The 17,141-nt window shown below is 59.9% G+C and carries 15 protein-coding genes; 10 read left to right on the top strand and 5 right to left on the bottom strand.

Going from position 1 to position 17,141, the window contains the following annotated elements:
* Nucleotides 1-7: 7 nt before the first annotated feature.
* From N2601_RS11260 to N2601_RS11305, 10 genes are all read left to right on the top strand, one after another.
* The gene (locus tag N2601_RS11260; RefSeq protein WP_104823913.1) at nt 8-421 is read left to right on the top strand and encodes a DoxX family protein; all 414 of its coding nucleotides are present in this window, start codon (nt 8-10) and stop codon (nt 419-421) included.
* Nucleotides 422-599: 178 nt separating this feature from the next.
* A complete protein-coding gene (locus N2601_RS11265; protein WP_104823914.1) occupies nt 600-1,121 on the top strand; it encodes an arsenate reductase ArsC in 522 nt (173 codons plus the stop codon).
* Nucleotides 1,122-1,516: 395 nt separating this feature from the next.
* Nucleotides 1,517-2,092 carry a GbsR/MarR family transcriptional regulator gene (locus tag N2601_RS11270; protein WP_104823915.1) on the top strand — a complete coding sequence of 192 codons (576 nt, stop codon included), beginning with the start codon at nt 1,517-1,519 and terminating at the stop codon, nt 2,090-2,092.
* 3 nt (nt 2,093-2,095) lie between these two features.
* Nucleotides 2,096-3,850, top strand: coding sequence for a thiol reductant ABC exporter subunit CydD (cydD, locus tag N2601_RS11275; RefSeq protein WP_104825175.1), 1,755 nt, complete (start codon nt 2,096-2,098; stop codon nt 3,848-3,850).
* Nucleotides 3,847-5,538: a thiol reductant ABC exporter subunit CydC gene (gene cydC, locus N2601_RS11280; protein ID WP_104823916.1), complete on the top strand. Its 1,692-nt coding sequence runs from the start codon at nt 3,847-3,849 to the stop codon at nt 5,536-5,538. The genes cydD and cydC overlap by 4 nt, the downstream gene beginning before the upstream one ends.
* Before the next feature lie 80 nt (nt 5,539-5,618).
* Nucleotides 5,619-7,220 (top strand): cytochrome ubiquinol oxidase subunit I, encoded by a 1,602-nt coding sequence (locus N2601_RS11285; protein WP_104823917.1) that lies wholly within the window; start codon nt 5,619-5,621, stop codon nt 7,218-7,220.
* A 5-nt stretch (nt 7,221-7,225) separates the two neighbouring features.
* A complete protein-coding gene (gene cydB, locus N2601_RS11290; RefSeq protein WP_104823918.1) occupies nt 7,226-8,380 on the top strand; it encodes a cytochrome d ubiquinol oxidase subunit II in 1,155 nt (384 codons plus the stop codon).
* A gap of 21 nt (nt 8,381-8,401) precedes the next feature.
* Nucleotides 8,402-8,527: a cytochrome bd-I oxidase subunit CydX gene (cydX, locus tag N2601_RS11295; protein WP_104823919.1), complete on the top strand. Its 126-nt coding sequence runs from the start codon at nt 8,402-8,404 to the stop codon at nt 8,525-8,527.
* Nucleotides 8,528-8,711: 184 nt separating this feature from the next.
* Complete coding sequence (locus N2601_RS11300) at nt 8,712-9,908, top strand: acetate/propionate family kinase (RefSeq protein WP_104823920.1); 1,197 nt, start codon at nt 8,712-8,714, stop codon at nt 9,906-9,908.
* Nucleotides 9,909-10,534: 626 nt separating this feature from the next.
* Complete coding sequence (locus N2601_RS11305) at nt 10,535-11,254, top strand: LuxR C-terminal-related transcriptional regulator (protein ID WP_104823921.1); 720 nt, start codon at nt 10,535-10,537, stop codon at nt 11,252-11,254.
* A gap of 1 nt (nt 11,255) precedes the next feature.
* On the opposite strand, the gene N2601_RS11310 is transcribed toward N2601_RS11305, so the two are convergent.
* The 5 genes from N2601_RS11310 to N2601_RS11330 all read right to left on the bottom strand — a co-directional run bounded on the left by N2601_RS11310 (nt 11,256) and on the right by N2601_RS11330 (nt 17,029).
* Nucleotides 11,256-11,534 (bottom strand): transposase, encoded by a 279-nt coding sequence (locus tag N2601_RS11310; protein ID WP_028751823.1) that lies wholly within the window; start codon nt 11,532-11,534, stop codon nt 11,256-11,258.
* 113 nt (nt 11,535-11,647) lie between these two features.
* Complete coding sequence (locus N2601_RS11315; protein WP_104823923.1) at nt 11,648-13,090, bottom strand: HlyD family type I secretion periplasmic adaptor subunit; 1,443 nt, start codon at nt 13,088-13,090, stop codon at nt 11,648-11,650.
* Nucleotides 13,087-14,826 carry a type I secretion system permease/ATPase gene (locus tag N2601_RS11320; protein WP_104823924.1) on the bottom strand — a complete coding sequence of 580 codons (1,740 nt, stop codon included), beginning with the start codon at nt 14,824-14,826 and terminating at the stop codon, nt 13,087-13,089. The genes N2601_RS11315 and N2601_RS11320 overlap by 4 nt, the downstream gene beginning before the upstream one ends.
* 124 nt (nt 14,827-14,950) lie before the next feature.
* Nucleotides 14,951-15,523 carry a PE-PGRS family protein gene (locus N2601_RS11325; protein ID WP_104823925.1) on the bottom strand — a complete coding sequence of 191 codons (573 nt, stop codon included), beginning with the start codon at nt 15,521-15,523 and terminating at the stop codon, nt 14,951-14,953.
* 396 nt (nt 15,524-15,919) lie between these two features.
* The gene (locus tag N2601_RS11330) at nt 15,920-17,029 is read right to left on the bottom strand and encodes a hypothetical protein (RefSeq protein ID WP_104823926.1); all 1,110 of its coding nucleotides are present in this window, start codon (nt 17,027-17,029) and stop codon (nt 15,920-15,922) included.
* Between the last annotated feature and the right edge of the window lie 112 nt (nt 17,030-17,141).

Genomic DNA, 17,141 nt, shown 5'->3' on the forward strand with positions numbered 1-17,141 from the left:
TATAGACATGGGCAAGACAATCGCAATCTGCCTAGCCAGATTGATCTTCGGAGCCGTCTTCGTGATGGCGGCCGCCTTCAAATTCGCGGGCATGCAATCGACGGCGGATTATATCGCATCGGCCGGTTTTCCGCTGCCGCTGTTCCTCGCCTGGATCGCCGCCTTCTTCGAAAGTGCGCTGGCGATCTGCCTGCTGACGGGAGCCTTCTTCTCCGAAGCCGCGCTGCTTGCCGGCATCTACGTCATCTTCCTTGCCTTCAGCTTCCACGGGCCAAACCGCTGGACCGGCGCTCAAGCGGAATTTGGCTTCTTCATCGATCATTTCACCTTTCTCGCCGGCCTGCTCTTTGCGGCAGTTCACGGTCCCGGAGAAAAATTGGCCGTTCGCGTCGGCATATTGCGGTCTGAGACCGGCATCTGATCGCAACCGTTTTCTTCAAGAGTGACGCATCTCTCGCCTTATAGTGTATAGTTGCCGCGATGCTTCCGAAGGTTGGCGCGCTTCCTGAATGAGGGGCGCCGCCTACCATCGGGAAATCCGCATATCGGCTGCTGTGACTATCATCTGCTTTACTCGGGACCTGGGGGGAGAAAGCGCAATGAGCAATGATCACGTCTATAATGTTCTATTTCTTTGCACGGGCAATTCGGCCCGTTCAATCCTTGCTGAATCGATCTTGAACACTGAAGGCAAGGGTCGCTTTCGAGCCTTTTCGGCCGGCAGCTTTCCCAAAGGCCAGATAAATCCTTGGGCCGTAAAAACACTCGAAGCCTTGGGCTATCCCTCTTCCGGCTTCAGTTCGAAGAGCTGGGATGTCTTTGCCGGGCCGGGCGCGCCACACATGGATTTCATCATCACCGTCTGCGATGACGCAGCAGGCGAAGTCTGCCCGATATGGCCCGGCCATCCCGCTTCCGCGCATTGGGGCATCGAGGATCCCTCCAAGGTGGAAGGCTCCGAATTGGACAAAGGCCGCGCCTTTGCGCAGGCCGCTCGCTACCTTAAAAATCGGATCATGCTTCTGGTCAACCTGCCGATTGCAACGATCGACCGGCTGGCGGTGGCAGCGCATCTACAGGAGATCGGCCAGATGGAAGGCTCGACATCGTTGCGGGCCTAAACGGCACGATATTTTGCTGCGCATGATCACGTTGCGCAGACGGGGTAGTTGACGAGCGAAGGCTTTGACTTCGGTCAAAGCTGTCGCGTTCCAAACCTGCATAACCGAGGCATGAAAAATCCGGTGAGCTTGGCTCTGCACCAGGAGGTTACATGTATCGCAGACTTATGTGTGCCCTTGACATAGATCAATTGCAGACCGGCGAGCCGCGGCTCCGGAAGCGGGCAGCGGCATGGGTCAGCGACGAGCAAAGAATTCGTCTGGAAGCAATGAAACCGGCAATCGGTTTGCTCGCGCAGATTGACGCATGGGTGACATACTGATTGAAAAGCAGGCCGGCTTATAGTTACAGTGATTTCAGAAATTTCTGAAATCACTGACAACGAGGTATCACCATGAATCTTCCGCCTCTCGTACAATCCTTTGTGCTTCATTTTGGGGAAATGGGTTCGCGCTGGGGCATCAACCGCACGGTCGGACAGATCTATGCCCTGCTCTTCGTCTCCCCGGCACCGCTTTGCGCGGAGGAAATCGTCGAAGCCCTCGGCATTTCCCGTTCGAACGTCTCCATGAGCTTGCGCGAATTGCAGACTTGGAACCTCGTGCTCCTCAAGCACAAGCCCGACGACCGCCGCGACTTCTTCACGACGCCGGATGATGTCTGGCAGATCCTGCGCACGCTCGCTGAAGAGCGCAAGAAGCGCGAGGTCGATCCGACGCTCTCGATGCTGCGCGAAATCCTGATGCAGCAGCCGGCAAGCGACACCGAACGCTATGCGCAGGGGCGGATGAGCGAGATGTACGGCCTGATCGAGCGCCTGACCAACTGGTACGAGGACGTCAAGCAGTTGGAGACCGAGCGGCTCGCGACCCTCCTGCTGCTCGGCTCGAAGGTAACGAAGCTGCTGGAGGCCAAGGACCGCGTCGTCTCGCTCGGCCGCCGCCGTTCCAAAACGACAAAAGAGGATTGAATGATGACTGCGGCTTTCTTCGATCCTGATCTCACTCCGGAAGAAACCCAGAAGGCGGTGCCCGAAGCCGCGCCGGCTGCGAGACGAAGTCAGGCCGCCCGGAGCCGAAAGCCCGCGGGGCTTTTGCTAGCTGCAGGCCTGCAAACCGCGGCGGCGCTGATCTGGATTCCGCAGGCAACCCTCCTCGCCTTCAGCATCGGCGTCATAAGCGACGGCGGCAGCACGATGGACGTGGTGTGGGCAGCGCTGGCGGTACTGGCGTTTGGCTTTGTTCGCGCCGCTCTTGATGCCGCCGGCGCACGTGTCGCCTTCCGCACAGCGAGAGACGAGCTGACATCGCGGCGTAATCGCGCCGTTGCGGCACTCGCTGCCCGCTCGCCCCTTGATATCGGCAAGCCGGCCTCCGGTCTCGCCGCGAGCGTCGTCGGCGAACAGGCCGAGGCGATCGTTCCCTATCTCGCCCGTTTCCGGCCGGTGCGCATGAAGGCGAGCGCGGTACCCCTCGTCATCCTCGCTTGCGTCTTTCCCGTTTCCTGGATCGCGGGGCTCATTCTGCTTGTCACAGCACCGCTCATTCCGATTTTCATGGCTTTGATCGGCTGGCGCGCCAAGGCTGCCAGTGAAAAGCAACTGGCCGAAACCGGTGGCCTCAACGCCTTTCTGCTCGATCGCCTGCGTGGGCTTGCGACGATCCGGGCGCTCGGTGCCGTCGATATTACGGCCACACGGTTGCGCGCCGATGCGGACTCTCTGCGAAAGCGCACGATGGCGGTATTGAAGATCGCCTTTCTGTCCTCCGCCGTTCTCGAGCTTTTCGCCGCCCTAGGCGTCGCAGCAACAGCCGTTTACATCGGCTTCAGCCTGCTGGGCTCGATCGATGTCGGTACGTGGCATGGCCGGCTGAGCCTGGCGCAAGGGCTTTTCATCCTTCTGCTCGCACCGGCCTTTTTCGAACCCTTACGCGAACTTTCGGCCGTTTGGCATGATCGCGCCAATGGCGAAGCGGCGCTCGCAGCACTCGACGCTCTGTCCTCGCAAGGAACTGCTATTCTCGATGCCGATGAACAAGACGCCAGCGACGACCGGATGGTGCTTGCTGCTCCCTCCGTGCAGATCGACAGGCTCATCTTCCGCTATGCGCCGGATCTTCCGGCCGTGATCGACAAACTCGGTCTCAACGTTGCGGCCGGAGAACATGTTGCCCTTTGGGGTGCGAGTGGCTCCGGCAAGACCACTATCCTCTCCTTGATCGCGGGACTTGCGCCACAGGAAGCCGGTGTGATCAGGATCGGCGGCGTCCCGCTGACGAAGAACAGTGCCGCTCCCCTTCGCCAGCGCATGGCCTGGATCGGACAACGGCCGCATATTTTCTCCGGTAGCCTGAAGAGAAATATCGGCCTTGGACGTCCCGATATCGACGACGGCGCCATAGACGATGCGCTGCGTGCCGTGCGCCTGGACACCGTGATTGCTGCAAACGAGATCGCCGCGGTCGGCGAAAGCGGCCTTGGCCTTTCCGGCGGCGAAGCGCTCCGGCTGGCACTGGCCCGCGTGGCCGCCAACCGTGCGGCCGGCATCATTCTCGCGGACGAACCGACCGCCCATCTCGACGCCGCCACCGCCGCCGAGGTGACCGAAGCTTTATTGGCCCTGGCGAAGGGACGGACACTGATCGTCGCGACACACGATCCGCTGCTTGCATCACGCCTCGACCGCACCATTGGGCTTGAACCCCATCACAAGGAGATTGCGGCATGAGACGGAGCCTCTCAATGCTTCTCCCGGTTATCCGCCTGTTCCATGCCGAACGCGGACGCGGTCTCTGTCTCGGCGCGGCGCTGTCGGCATTCGCCGTATTGGCTGGCGTCGGTTTGCTTGGCCTCTCCGGCTGGTTCATCACCGCGACCGCGCTTGCGGGTGGTTCGGCTGCAACTGCCATCGTCTTCGACGTCTTCGCGCCATCGGCCGGCATCCGCCTGCTCGCGATCGGCCGCACGGCGGCACGCTATGGCGAGCGGCTGGTGACCCATGACGTAACCCTGCGCGTTCTCGCGGCATTGCGCGAAAGGCTCTTTCGCGGCTGGGCAACGCCCGGCAGCGCCGCGGCCATGATGCGCCGACCGGCCAAGCTGCTGTTCCGGCTCACGGCCGACATCGATGCGCTGGATTCGCTTTACCTGCGGGTGCTGCTGCCGGCAGGCGTCGCTCTGCTGTCGGCGCTCGCCGTTGGCATTGCGCTGGGTCTAATGCAGCCGCTCTTCGGGACCTTGGTCGGCCTTTGGCTCGTCACCACCGGCCTCGGCATCCCCTTGATCGCCGGTCGGATGGCAATGAAGCCCGGACGCCGCCGTGCCCACGCGATGGAAGCGCTCCGCGCGCGTATCATCGATCTGATCGCCGGCCAGACGGATCTCGCCATGACTGGCCGCCTGCAGGCGCAACGCATCGCCGTCGGCAATGCCGACCGGCGGCTCGCGGAAGCAGACCATGCGTTGAACAGGATCGAAAACGCCGTGGGCGTCGGCTTCTCGCTTGCCTCGACGCTTCTGCTGACAGCCACACTTCTGACTGTCGCCATTCTGGCAAAACAGGGAGTCATCGGCGCTCCGGCCGCCGCCTTCGGTTTGCTTGTCGCCTTTGCCGCCACGGAACCTTTCGCGGCATTGCGTCGTGGCGCGTTGGAGCTCGGCCGCACGCTGCTTGCCGTCAAGCGTATTGCCCCGCGCCTCGCCCCGGAAAAGGCAGCCTCTCAGACCGCACTACCGCACGAAGGTTATGCATTCCAGTTAGAGGCCGTTAGCGCCAGGTACGAAAGCGCCCGGCATCGGGCAATCGAGGCCCTTTCCCTGTCGCTGGCCACCGGCGAGCGGATTGCGCTTGTGGGCGCCAGCGGCGCCGGAAAATCCACGATATTGGCGCTGCTTGCCGGCGAAATCGCTCCAGCGTCCGGCACGATCACCAGCGTTGAGGCGACGACACTGACGCAACGCACCGAGCTCTTCGACGATACGATCCGCGGCAACCTGTTGCTCGCCGACCCGCATGCAAGCGACGAACGGCTTCTTCAGGTGCTGGAGGCCGCAGGCCTGCTTGCCGACATCAAGGCTTTGCCAAAAGGGCTTTCGGCCCGCCTCGGCGAAGGCGGCATCGGCCTCTCGGGCGGTCAATCGCGCCGGCTGGCACTTGCCCGGCTTTTCCTGCGCGACACGCCGCTCTGGCTGTTCGACGAACCGACGGAAGGGCTCGATGGCGACACCGCGCGCGCCGTTTTGCGTGAGATCGCCGGCAATGCCACTGGCCGCAGCCTCGTCATTGCCACGCACATACGCCGCGAAGCCGCGATCGCCGACCGCATCGTCATGCTCGAACGCGGCCGGGTCACGGCAACGGCGCGGCGCGGCGAACCAGAATTCGACGCCATCCTGAACCGGCTGCGGCCGGACTGAGGCGCAAACTGAACGTATAAATACGGCGTGTCGAATAACGCCGTATCGACCAAACCCCGTGGGACCGTGGGAGAAAAATTATGGAACTCGACATCGTGGCGCTATCGCGCCTGCAGTTCGCCATGACGGCGCTCTATCACTTCCTGTTTGTGCCGCTGACGCTCGGCCTCTCCGTGTTGCTTGCCATCATGGAGACGACCTATGTCATGACCGGGCGGCAGATCTGGCGCCAGATGACCAAATTCTGGGGCACGCTATTCGGTATCAACTTCGTGCTCGGCGTCGCCACCGGCATCGTCATGGAATTCCAGTTCGGCATGAACTGGAGTTATTACAGCTACTATGTGGGCGATATCTTCGGCGCGCCGCTGGCGATCGAAGGGCTGATGGCCTTTTTCCTAGAGGCAACTTTCGTCGGCCTGTTCTTCTTCGGTTGGGAGAAGCTCTCCAAGGTCGGGCATCTCGTAGCAACCTGGGCGGTTGCGCTCGGCTCCAACTTCTCCGCCCTCTGGATCCTCATCGCCAATGGCTGGATGCAGAACCCGGTCGGTTCGGCACTCAATCCGCAGACGATGCGTATGGAGATCACCAGCTTCTTCGATGTCGTCTTCAACCCGGTCGCCCAGGCGAAGTTCGTTCACACCGTATCGGCCGGCTATGTCTGCGCCTCGATCTTCGTGCTCGGCGTTTCGGCCTGGTACATGCTGAAGGGACGCCACATCGAGATTGCCAAGCGCTCGATGACGGTTGCCGCTTCCTTCGGCCTGGCTTCGGCTCTTTCGGTCGTCGTCCTCGGCGACGAAAGCGGCTATTTGTCCACCGAGCATCAGAAGATGAAGCTCGCTGCGATCGAAGCCATGTGGGAAACCGAGCCGGCGCCCGCCGCCTTTACGGCTTTCGGCTTTCCGGACCAGCAGGCGCGCGAGACCCATTATGCCGTGCACATTCCGTGGGTCATGGGCCTGATCGGCACCCGTTCGCTGACCACCGAAATCCCCGGCATCACCCAGCTTGAGGAGCAGGCGAAGATCCGCATCCGCGACGGCATCAAGGCCTATGACGCGCTGATGAAGATCCGCGCCGCCCAACCGGCCGCCGCCGGTACGACGGCGCAGGACACCTCCACTGAGCAGGCGCGCGCCTCCTTCGAGGATATCGGTCATGAGCTCGGCTACGCCCTGCTTCTGAAGCGCTATGTCGACGATCCCCGTCAGGCGACCGACGCCCAGATCGATCAGGCCGCCCGCGATACCATTCCGAACGTGCCGACCCTTTTCTGGTCCTTCCGCATCATGGTCGGCCTCGGCATGTTCTTCATCCTGCTGACGGTAACCTTCTTCTGGCTCTCGGCCCGCCGCCAGCTCGACCGTTACCCCCTGTTGCTGAGGATCGCCGTTCTTGCCATTCCGCTGCCTTGGGTTGCCATCGAATTTGGCTGGGTCGTCGCCGAGTTCGGCCGCCAGCCCTGGGTTATCGAAGGCGTGCTGCCAACCGCCGCCGCCGTCTCCAATCTCGGAGCCGGTAGCGTGCTTCTCACCCTGCTCGGCTTCGCTGCGCTCTACACCGTGCTGATCGTCATCGAGATGACGCTGATGGTGAAGGCCATTCGCAAGGGCCCGGAACCGGATGACGAGCCGGAAGCCGACCTCATTTCCGAAACCCTCGTTCCCGCTGCGGAGTAACCACCATGATCCTTCATGAATTGATCGACTACGAAACCCTGCGTGTCATCTGGTGGCTGCTGCTCGGCGTTCTGCTGATCGCCTTTGCGGTGACCGACGGCTTCGACCTCGGCGTCGGCACGCTCCTGCCCTTCGTTGCCAGGACAGATACCGAACGGCGCATCGCCATCAATTCGATCGGCGCGACCTGGGAAGGCAATCAGGTCTGGCTGATCCTCGGCGGCGGCGCCATCTTCGCCGCCTGGCCGCCGCTTTATGCGGTCTCCTTCTCCGGCTTTTATCTGGCGATGTTCGCGATCCTCTTCGCACTAATCCTCAGGCCGGTGGCTTTCAAATATCGCGCCAAGCGGGACAGCGCTCGCTGGAAGGCCGGTTGGGACTGGGCGCTGTTCATCGGCGGTTTCGTCCCCTCGCTGATCTTCGGTGTCGCTGTCGGCAATGTGCTGCAGGGTGTGCCGTTCCGCTTCGCCGACGATATGAGGATCTATTACGAAGGCTCCTTCTTCGGCCTGCTCAATCCTTACGCCCTGCTTTGCGGTCTGCTCTCCGTCGCCATGCTTGTCATGCACGGCGCGGCATGGCTGCAGTTGAAGACGAATGGCATCGTAGCGGAGCGGGCCCGCAGCTATGGCAGCCTGGCGGCGCTCGCAACGATCGTGCTCTTTGCCCTCGGCGGCCTCGCCCTGTGGTACGGCGTCGATGGCTACCGCATCACCAGCGAGATCAGCCCGATCGGGCCGTCCAATCCGCTTTTGAAAACCGTCGATCACGCGGCCGGTGCCTGGCTCGGCAATTATGCCAGCCATTCCTGGATGCTGGTCGCTCCAATCATCGGCTTCCTCGGCGCGATCGCAGCCCTTCTGTCGATGCTTGCCCGCCGTGAAGTGACACCGCTGCTCTTCAGCAAACTCGCCATCTTCGGCATCATTTCGACGGTCGGCGTCTCGATGTTTCCCTTCATCCTGCCTTCCTCGCTCGACCCGCGCTCCAGCCTCACGGTCTGGGATGCGTCGTCCAGCCATATGACACTGTTCATCATGCTGGTCGTGTCGCTGATCTTCCTGCCGATCATCTTTCTCTATACGGCCTGGGTCTACCGGGTTCTCTGGGGCAAGATCGACGCCGAGACGGTCAACGACAAGGGCGGCCACGCCTACTGATCTCAAAGAAGGAGAAAGAACATGTGGTATTTCGCCTGGCTCCTCGGCTTCCCCCTAGCCGCCGCCTTCGCCGTCCTCAATGCAATGTGGTATGAACTCGTCGACGACAATGCAAAGACACAAGGGGGGCCGAAGAAGGCTCCCTGAAGATTTTGCCGATTTGCCAGGCGCGGGTTCGTCGCGCCTGGCCCGACATTTCGGTTCCAATGGAACAAACAGCAGCCGAAATTATCTTTTGCCGCTATGAATCCTGCGGTTTGGTGGCGTTCCAGTCTTCGCTTTGCATATGGCGGCAAATTTAAGTCTCTCACTCTCACGACGAGACCGGCCCATGACGAGCGGAAACCTGCTTCTGACTTTCAATGCCGGCTCCTCGACCGTCAAAATCGGCGTGTTCGAGGTCCGGGAAGACAAAGCCTGCCGCGTCGGCAAGGGCCAGATCGACTTTCGCCTTCAACCCCTCGCCTTCCATTTGACGGCAGGCCGGGCCACCTTCGATCGCTCTCTGCAAACGGATGCGGTCGAGCACTTACACGAAGTCGTGGAGGAAACTTTCGGCATCCTCGGCGAGCATTTCGACATGTCCGCGATAAACGCCATCGGCCATCGCGTGGTCCATGGGGGCGATATGTTCACCGGCCCGGTGCGCCTCGACGAAGACCGCATCCGCGACATCGAGGATCTGACCGTGCTCGCGCCCCTGCACCAGCCACAGGCGCTGCGCCTGATCCGCGCCGTCAAGCATTTGCGACCGGCGCTCGCACAGACTGCCTCCTTCGACACTGCCTTCCACGCTACGCAGAACGATCTCGTTCGCCGTTTCGCCCTTCCGCGCACGCTGCACGATCAAGGGATCAAACGTTACGGCTTTCACGGCCTTTCCTATGCCTTCATCGCCGCCGAACTGCGGCGGCGGGCACCCCAGGCCGCGGCCGGCAGGGTCATCGTCGCCCATCTTGGCAGCGGAGCCAGCCTGTGCGCCCTCGACAAGGGCGAAAGCCGGGACTGCAGCATGGGGTTCTCGACGCTGGACGGCATTCCCATGGCGACGCGCTGCGGCAATCTCGATCCCGGCGTGCTGCTGCATCTTCTTGGGCCGGAAGGCAGGACGCCGAAAGATGTGGAAGACATGCTCTATCACAAATCCGGTCTGCTCGGTGTCTCCGGCATCAGCGCCGACACGCGCGACCTATTGAAAAGCTCGAAGCTGGAAGCGCGAGAGGCGATCGATCTGTTTTGTCTGCGCATTGCCGGCGAGGTCGCGCGAATGGCGGCGACGCTCGGCGGCCTGGACAGTCTTGTCTTCACCGCCGGCATCGGCGAGCACCAGCCGGAAATTCGCACTGATATCTGCGACCGCCTGCGATGGCTGGGCCTTGAGATCGACGAGGACGCGAACGCCGCCAACGCGCCTATCGTCAGCACATCATCAAGTTCTATTACAGCTTTCGTCATTCCGACGGACGAAGAGCAGATCATTGCCGATGAGGCCCTGTCGATTTTTGCGGGCGAGCGATCCAGATCATAAGTATCGCGCTCGATCGGCGATAGTTTCGTATTCGAAAGACCTTCGAAGCCTCGACCCACAAATTTATCGGATACCGATCAAAGTCTAGCAAGTTTGTTGATAGGATATGTGCGGAATCTTACATTGCGTTGCACACCCCGAACCGTCCGCAGAAGACGGCCGGTAACAGGAGCAAGATAGCGAACTCTGATAACCTTCCATCCAACGTTGAATCGCAGCCTCCGCAAGCATCGACATTCGGGCCGAACGCAGATACGGGATTGGGTGATCCCGCCTTGCCCGTTCGCTGGGATAGCGCCGAACGACCCTAACGTTCCTTATTTTTCAATAGCTCTCGCCTCTCTATCAACTGATGGTGACTATTGTCGCGCTACTGTAGTCAAGCTTTTCGGGCGGCGGATATTCAAAAAACAGCACCTGAAAACGGCCTTGCGAGAGCGTCCCCCAGGATCATAGAAATACGTCCAAAGGTTGTGATTAGAAGATGCTTATATTGCGTCACGCTGGGTTGCAGGCGGATTAATCCCCATTTTATCATGACATGACACAACAAGCGGTATAATATTCGCGGGCCTAGATGGAACGCATTTATCCTTGGGGGGCAACACGTGTCCATCAGTTCAGGAATGAAACGCCGGATCGGGCGCAATGCTCCGACGGTCATCATCATAGACCACCATACACTTGCCCGTACGACTATCGTGAAGCTTCTCGAGCACGAACTCGTCGGCTGGGAGTTTGTTGATATGGTCTCTACTGAGAGTCTTGATAGGGCTCTCGGAATGGACGTCCGTCTGATTGCTTTGGGCTTGGAGGGCAGGAGCGTAGAAAGCGCGGGACTGCTGGACGATCTCACGGCTATCGCAGAACGCTTTTCCGAAGCGCCGGTCGCACTGTTGTCGAGTACGGATGACGCCTCTATCGCGTCCCAGGCGCTGAAAATGGGCATTCGTGGCTTTTTCACCACCTCCATTCCCATAGAGATCGCGCTTGCCGGGCTGCGGCTGGTTCTCGCGGGCGGCATATTCTACCCGCAGCCGTTGGATGCGCTGACGAACGGTTTAGCCAGGCACGCCGACTCTCATGATGATAGTCAAAGGATGATAGAGGCGCGGGCGCATAGTCCCGATCTTGCCGACTTCACGCCGCGCGAAGCGGATGTGCTCGCCGAACTGCAACGTGGCTGTTCGAATAAGGTGATTGCAGGAAAGCTCAACCTTTCGGGCCACACGGTAAAAATGCACGTGCAGCACATCATGCGCAAGCTGCAGGTCCAGAACCGGACCGAAGTCGTCGCCCGTTTGGGTTACAGGCTAACCAACGGACATGATGCGGCGGCATCGTAAACTAAGCGCTTTCCTTGGATGTCTTTTCAAGCATTTCGCTTAACGTTGCCGCTGCGAGCATGGTTTCAGCCAAGAGCTTCTTGAGCTTCCGGTTTTCCTCCTCCAAAGCCTTCAGCCTTTTGACGTCGAAGCCGACATTCTTGAGCTGCAGGGATTGCCACCGATAGAAGGTCGGTTCGCTGATCCCGTATTTGCTGCACACGTCCGTCACCGTCATGCCACCCTGATGCTCCTTCAGAATGTCCATGATCCTGTCATCATTGAATTTTCGTTTACCCATCACTGCGTCCCTTCGACGGCGACATGCTAGAAATTCAGAGGCGCCAGGAAGGAATGGTGGGAGTACCAATCCATATTCGCGTCGCATTTCCGAGCCCTGCTCCGGGTTTCGCTTCAGTCCTCACGAAACGCTCTGTTGAAGCTATCCAGAAGCGGTCTGATTGCATAAAACGCGACACTGCTCTTGCCCGTTTCAATCAATGTCTGGGCGGGCATGCCCGGAACCATCGCGACATCGTGCATCTTCGCCAATCGTTCGTCTGTTACGCGGATCGTCGCCGCATAGTAGGCCTGACCGGTCTGCTTATCGACAAGGCGATCTGCCGAGACATAATCCACTATACCTTTCAGCAGCGGAACACGCCTCTGATTATAAGGTAGAAGATGAACTTGTGCTTCCAACCCCGGATGCACCAAATTAATATCCTCCGGCCGTACATGTGCCGATATCACGAGATGGGCTTCGCGCGGCACCAGATCGACGAGCGGTTCGCCCGCGCCGACCACGCCGCCTGCCGTATGGAAACGCAGGTCCATGACTACCCCGTCCTCAGGCGCCCGGACTTCGGTTCTGGCAAGCTGATCGTCGATCGCCCGCAAACGTTCGCTCAACTGCAGGATCTGGCTTTCGCTATCTCGCAGACCCTGGGCGACTTCATTCAGCCGATCGCTCTGCAGTTTCACCAAATTGGCCTGTGCCTCGCTGATCACCTGATAGGCGCGCGATATCTGGGCGTCCACCTCGCCGGTTTGACCGTCGATATCCGCCTTCTCGCGTCCGAGGTTGAAAATCCTGCTCTTTCTCTCAGCTCCTTTGGAAACGAGGCTGGTAGCCGACTCCATCTCCTGCCGCGAGATTTCGGCCCTGTCGGCGAGCGATGCCTTCTGCGCGCCGAGCCCGATGATCTCCTGCTGGACCTGCCTCATCTTCTCCTGCGTGATCCCTATCTCGGACAGCATCACCTGGCGGCGCGTCTCGAATATCCTTTGCTGCCCAACCATGATGGCTCTGACCGACGGAGTGTCGTTCATCAACGCGACAAGGTCCGGTGGAAAGGTGATCTGGTCGGTACCGCTCTCTTCGGCAACCAGGCGCGCATGCATGCCCTCGGCGTCCCAGAGTTGCCCCTGAACACTGTCGCGCTCCGACCGCGACTTCGTATCGTCGAGTTGGATGAGCACCTGCCCCGAGGTGACGGCATCGCCGTTCTTGACGAGAATCTGCCTGATGATTCCGCCCTCCAGATGTTGGATGGTCTTGCGGCTGAACTCCGGCTCCACGACACCGGACGCGACCGCTGCGCTCTTCAGCGGAGCGAGAAGCGACCATATCCCGAACCCCAGGATGAAGATGCAGATCAGCAGGTTGCCAGTCCGCTTCACCGACCGCAGTACCGGCATCGGTGACGGCGGCGCCAGCCTCATGAAATCCGCATCGAGGACCGGGGCATAGCTCAGGAACTTCTTGGCGGCTTCCAATCTCTGGGCAGACCGGCTGCTTGGGTTTGACGCGTTTATGAATTTAGCTGGGGCGCTGGAAGGAAGGATGGTGGTCATGACGCGGCCTTTCCTTCCAGTGTCTGCGTCGGCGATGGCGGGCGAAGATAGGTGTCGTAGATATGCTCGCTTTCTCCAAACGCATTGACCATGCCATTGCGCATGATCGCGATCTTGTTGGTGACGGGAAGAACTCCCATTCGGTGGGTAATGATGACCACGATCATTCGCCTGGATCTCATGCGTTCGATCGCGTTGAAGAGGATGCGTTCGCCTTCATAGTCCAGACTGGAATTCGGATCGTCGAGCACTACCAGCGAGGGATTGCCGTAGGCGGCGCGCGCCAATCCGAGCTGCTGCCGCTGAGCGCGCAGCAACAGGTTTCCCCCTTCGCCTATGTCGGTCTCGTAGCCCTGCGGCAGCCGCATGATGGTCTCATGCAGCCCGACCAGCTTTGCCGCTTCGATGGCCCTGGTGGGATCTGCGCCATCCAGGCGTCCGATGACATCCTTGATGGCTCCACCGAAAAGTTCGATATCCTGCGGCAGATAGCCGACATGACGCGTGTTGGCGCAGAGGCGCAGCGCAGAAATGTCGACGCCGCCCAGGAGCGTGCATCCGCTTGTCGGATGCAGGACGCCGGCCATGATCCGGCCGAGTGTCGACTTCCCGGACCCGGACGGGCCGATGAGCGCAACACAGTCACCTGGCATCAGGTGCAGCGTGACGCCTTTCAATATGGGTCGGGCGGCAAACGGCAGGGCGTAGCCGACATTGTCGAGGATGAGACCGCTGGGATCGGGGACAGGTATCGTGCGGAGATCATCCTGCGAAGAAACCACGATCAGCATCTTGTTGAGACGATTGAAGGAGTTACGTGCAAACGCGAACGAGCGCCACGCGCCGATCGCGCCCTCGACCGGCGCAAGACCGCGGCCGAGCAACAGGCTTGCGACAAAGATGATGCCGGGGCTGCTGTTATCCTCGAGCACCAGCCATGTGGCTGCCCCCATGACCAGAATCTGCGTTAATGTCCTGATGGACTTCGAGAATCCCAGAATGATCTCAGTGCGGTGCATGGCGGTGTCTTGCGCTTTTCTGGCCGCCTCGGCATCGCGATAGACGATTTGCGCCGCACCGTCCTGCATCCCCATGGCGCGGATCACCTGAATATATCGGAGAGCGGTCGCAAGCCGCCCATAGCTTCGGGACAGCGCGAGATTGGCCTGCGCGATCGGCTGCTGTGTCGCCAGTTCCGTCAGGAGGGCAAGCGACAGGAGAGCGACTGCACTTAGAAGACCGATCGCACCCAGCAGGGGATGAACGAGAAAGAGCAGCAGCAGGAAAATCGGCGCCCAGGGAATATCGAAGAGAAGCGCACTTGCCGGCGAATCGAGGAACTGGCGCAGCGAGGCAAGGTCGCGGTAACAATCGGCCGCAACGCTGCTATCTGCACGGGACGCATATTCGAATGAAGCGTTCAGGACATCCGGACGCAATCGATGGTCCAGCCAACTGCCGATGCGCGAAAGTGCTGCTCTGCGCACAATATCAAGAGTGGAGCCGACCACTACCGCAACCGAGATGATGAGCGTCAGCATTATCAGCGTATCGATGCTGCGGCTCGACATCACCCGATCGTATATCTGCAAGAGATAGATGGAAGGGGCGAGAAGAAAGAGATTGTAGCCGCAGCTATAAAGAAAAACCAAGCCGAAGGCTCCGGCGCAGGCCCGAAGGGCTATGACCAGTTGTGTCTGCTGGCGCTGGGCTTGTGCAAGATTTGTTGGCGTCATCAGATCTCGCAGCTCCGGATTATGACAAGGCGAATGCTTGGTCGAACTGTCATAAATACGAGGATCGCTGGCCGGAACCTGCGATCCTCAGGACCCGAATTCACGGGCCGGTTGGCATAATCGATCACGTACCGAGGTGGTGCACGTCGATGCTGCCGCCAAAAGAATTGTCGAAATGATCGAAGGCATTCGATACGGCCGTGCTGATGGTGTCCGTATGAACCAACGCAGTCGATACACTACCGCCTAGTGCCGTGTTGCCGTTACCGCCATTGCCACCCATGCCGGATATGATGGTGGCATGCTGGTCGATCAACGATGTAGTGTCTTGCGTGGCTGTCGTGGCTGCAGAAACCGCTGCTACGTCGCCGCCGCTCACAGAGCCTTGGCTACCGTTCGAAGTGGCGCTCCCGCCAGCTCCACCGGTTGCGGTGAGTGCGGAAAGCGCGGCGTTATAAGCTTGGGCCAATCCGCCAGCTCCGCCGCCGCCGGCATCCCAGTCAGCCATCTGGTGAACGTGATCGCCATTATGGAGATCAGTTGAGGCCCCGTAGACGTCCTGGTAGTTATTGACATAGGCAGTGGGATCGTAGTGAATATTCCCGTTGCCGTATCCGTCGCCGCCATTGCCGGCATTGGCGTTGCCTGCAGTGGGATCGGTGAGATTGATCGTATCAGTTATCTGTGGAATAGGCATAGTTTAACTCCTCTCCTATTCGGTCCGAAAGTCTCCCACGGCCCGATGCCGGTACGTCATTACCAGGCAAGAAAACCGCTTGCAGACAGTGCTCGCAATTCAACCGGTGAACCAGCCGGATATTCGGAGATGTCCCTTTGGGTGGGGTATGGCCGGGAAAGAGGATGTATCCCAAATGGTTATGCCGAAATAACAGCAGGCACGGGGCTCGCAAAAGGGGGCGATGCTCTCCACGAACACTTCCGTTGAGAGTTGGAACGCGGAACTGAAATGATCTGCGCGTGTTCCAGCGAACACGCGCTTCTGACGCAATTTCGACAAAAATGCTGAGCGGCTTTTCCATCCGCAACTGCGAAAAAACAAAAGATAAAGCAGTCTCTGAACGGCTCAGCCGACCTAGCTATGCATGAAATTGAGGATGTCATCGACGAGAGCCGAATGGGCATCCGTCAGGTTACCCTCACCGCCATGACCGCCAATGCCCGCCAGTTGCAGCGTATGCTGATCGGTGAGGATATGGTCGATCTGCTGGGCGTCGGCCGTGCCGCCGGCGGGAACGGCAATGTTGATGGGATGGAAGTACCCGATGCTGACATCGACGAAACTTCCGTTCGCAGAACCCGCTCCGCCACCGCCGCCCATACTGTTTCCGGTGAAGATCGTGTCCGACGACAGGTTGAAACCGCCGCCGTTGCCGCCGATACCCGCCATCTGGATACCGCCCTGGTCAAAAATCACATCGTTCGTCTGATGAGCTTCCGCCGAGCCGCCAGCAGCGCCGACCGCGATGTTGATTGGCGAAAAGATGGCGACGTTCACATCGATCATGCTGCCGATGAAGTGGCCGTCGCCACCATGGCCAGCATAGTTGTCACCATTGAAAATGAGGGTGTTTGCGGCACTTGAGGCGGCACTCTCCGTCCCTCCGCCACCAGCGGCCAGATTATGGTCGCCGCCCGAGCCGCCGACGCCGCCGATCTGGGTTGCGCCTTGCAGAAACGCTGCGTTGTTCGTCTGTTCCGAATGCGCCACGGATCCCTCACCGCCAGCAACGGCGGTATTCACCGGCGCGAAGACGGCAACATCAGAGCTCACGATACCGCCGAAAAACAGGCCGTTGCCGCCGGTTCCGGCATGGTTGACGGAGGTGCTGCCGATACCGCCGAGCGCGATATTGCCGCTGCCGCCATCGCCGCCAAGGCCGGCCATTTCGGTGGAGTGTTGATTGATAAGCGCACCATTGCCCTGAAAGGCGTCCGCTGTCGAATGAGGGCCGGCTATCGCCATGTTGGATGGGGTGAAGATAGCGAGGGGATTGCTGCTGATAATGCCGGTCGCGATTCCGTCGCCGCCGCTTCCTGCGGAATTGACGTTCTGGTTCGATGCAAGATCCAACGGCATCCATGTGGGAACCAGCGCCAGATGTCCTGCACCGGAACCGGAGAGCACGTTTTGACTCATGCTCGCGTTGGACGCGTCTTCCCCTGTCAGACGAGTTTCCGTCATCGCGGTCTCCCCCTTGCACTCTCGCGCATGGCGCGGATTGTCGAACCCCATTGTGGAATGGGACGGACAAAAAGAAGAGCCTGCAATTCGTCTACGCCCATATGGGCAGGAT

The organism is Rhizobium sp. CB3060, from assembly GCF_025200735.1.
In the GTDB taxonomy this organism is placed as follows: Bacteria; Pseudomonadota; Alphaproteobacteria; order Rhizobiales; family Rhizobiaceae; genus Rhizobium.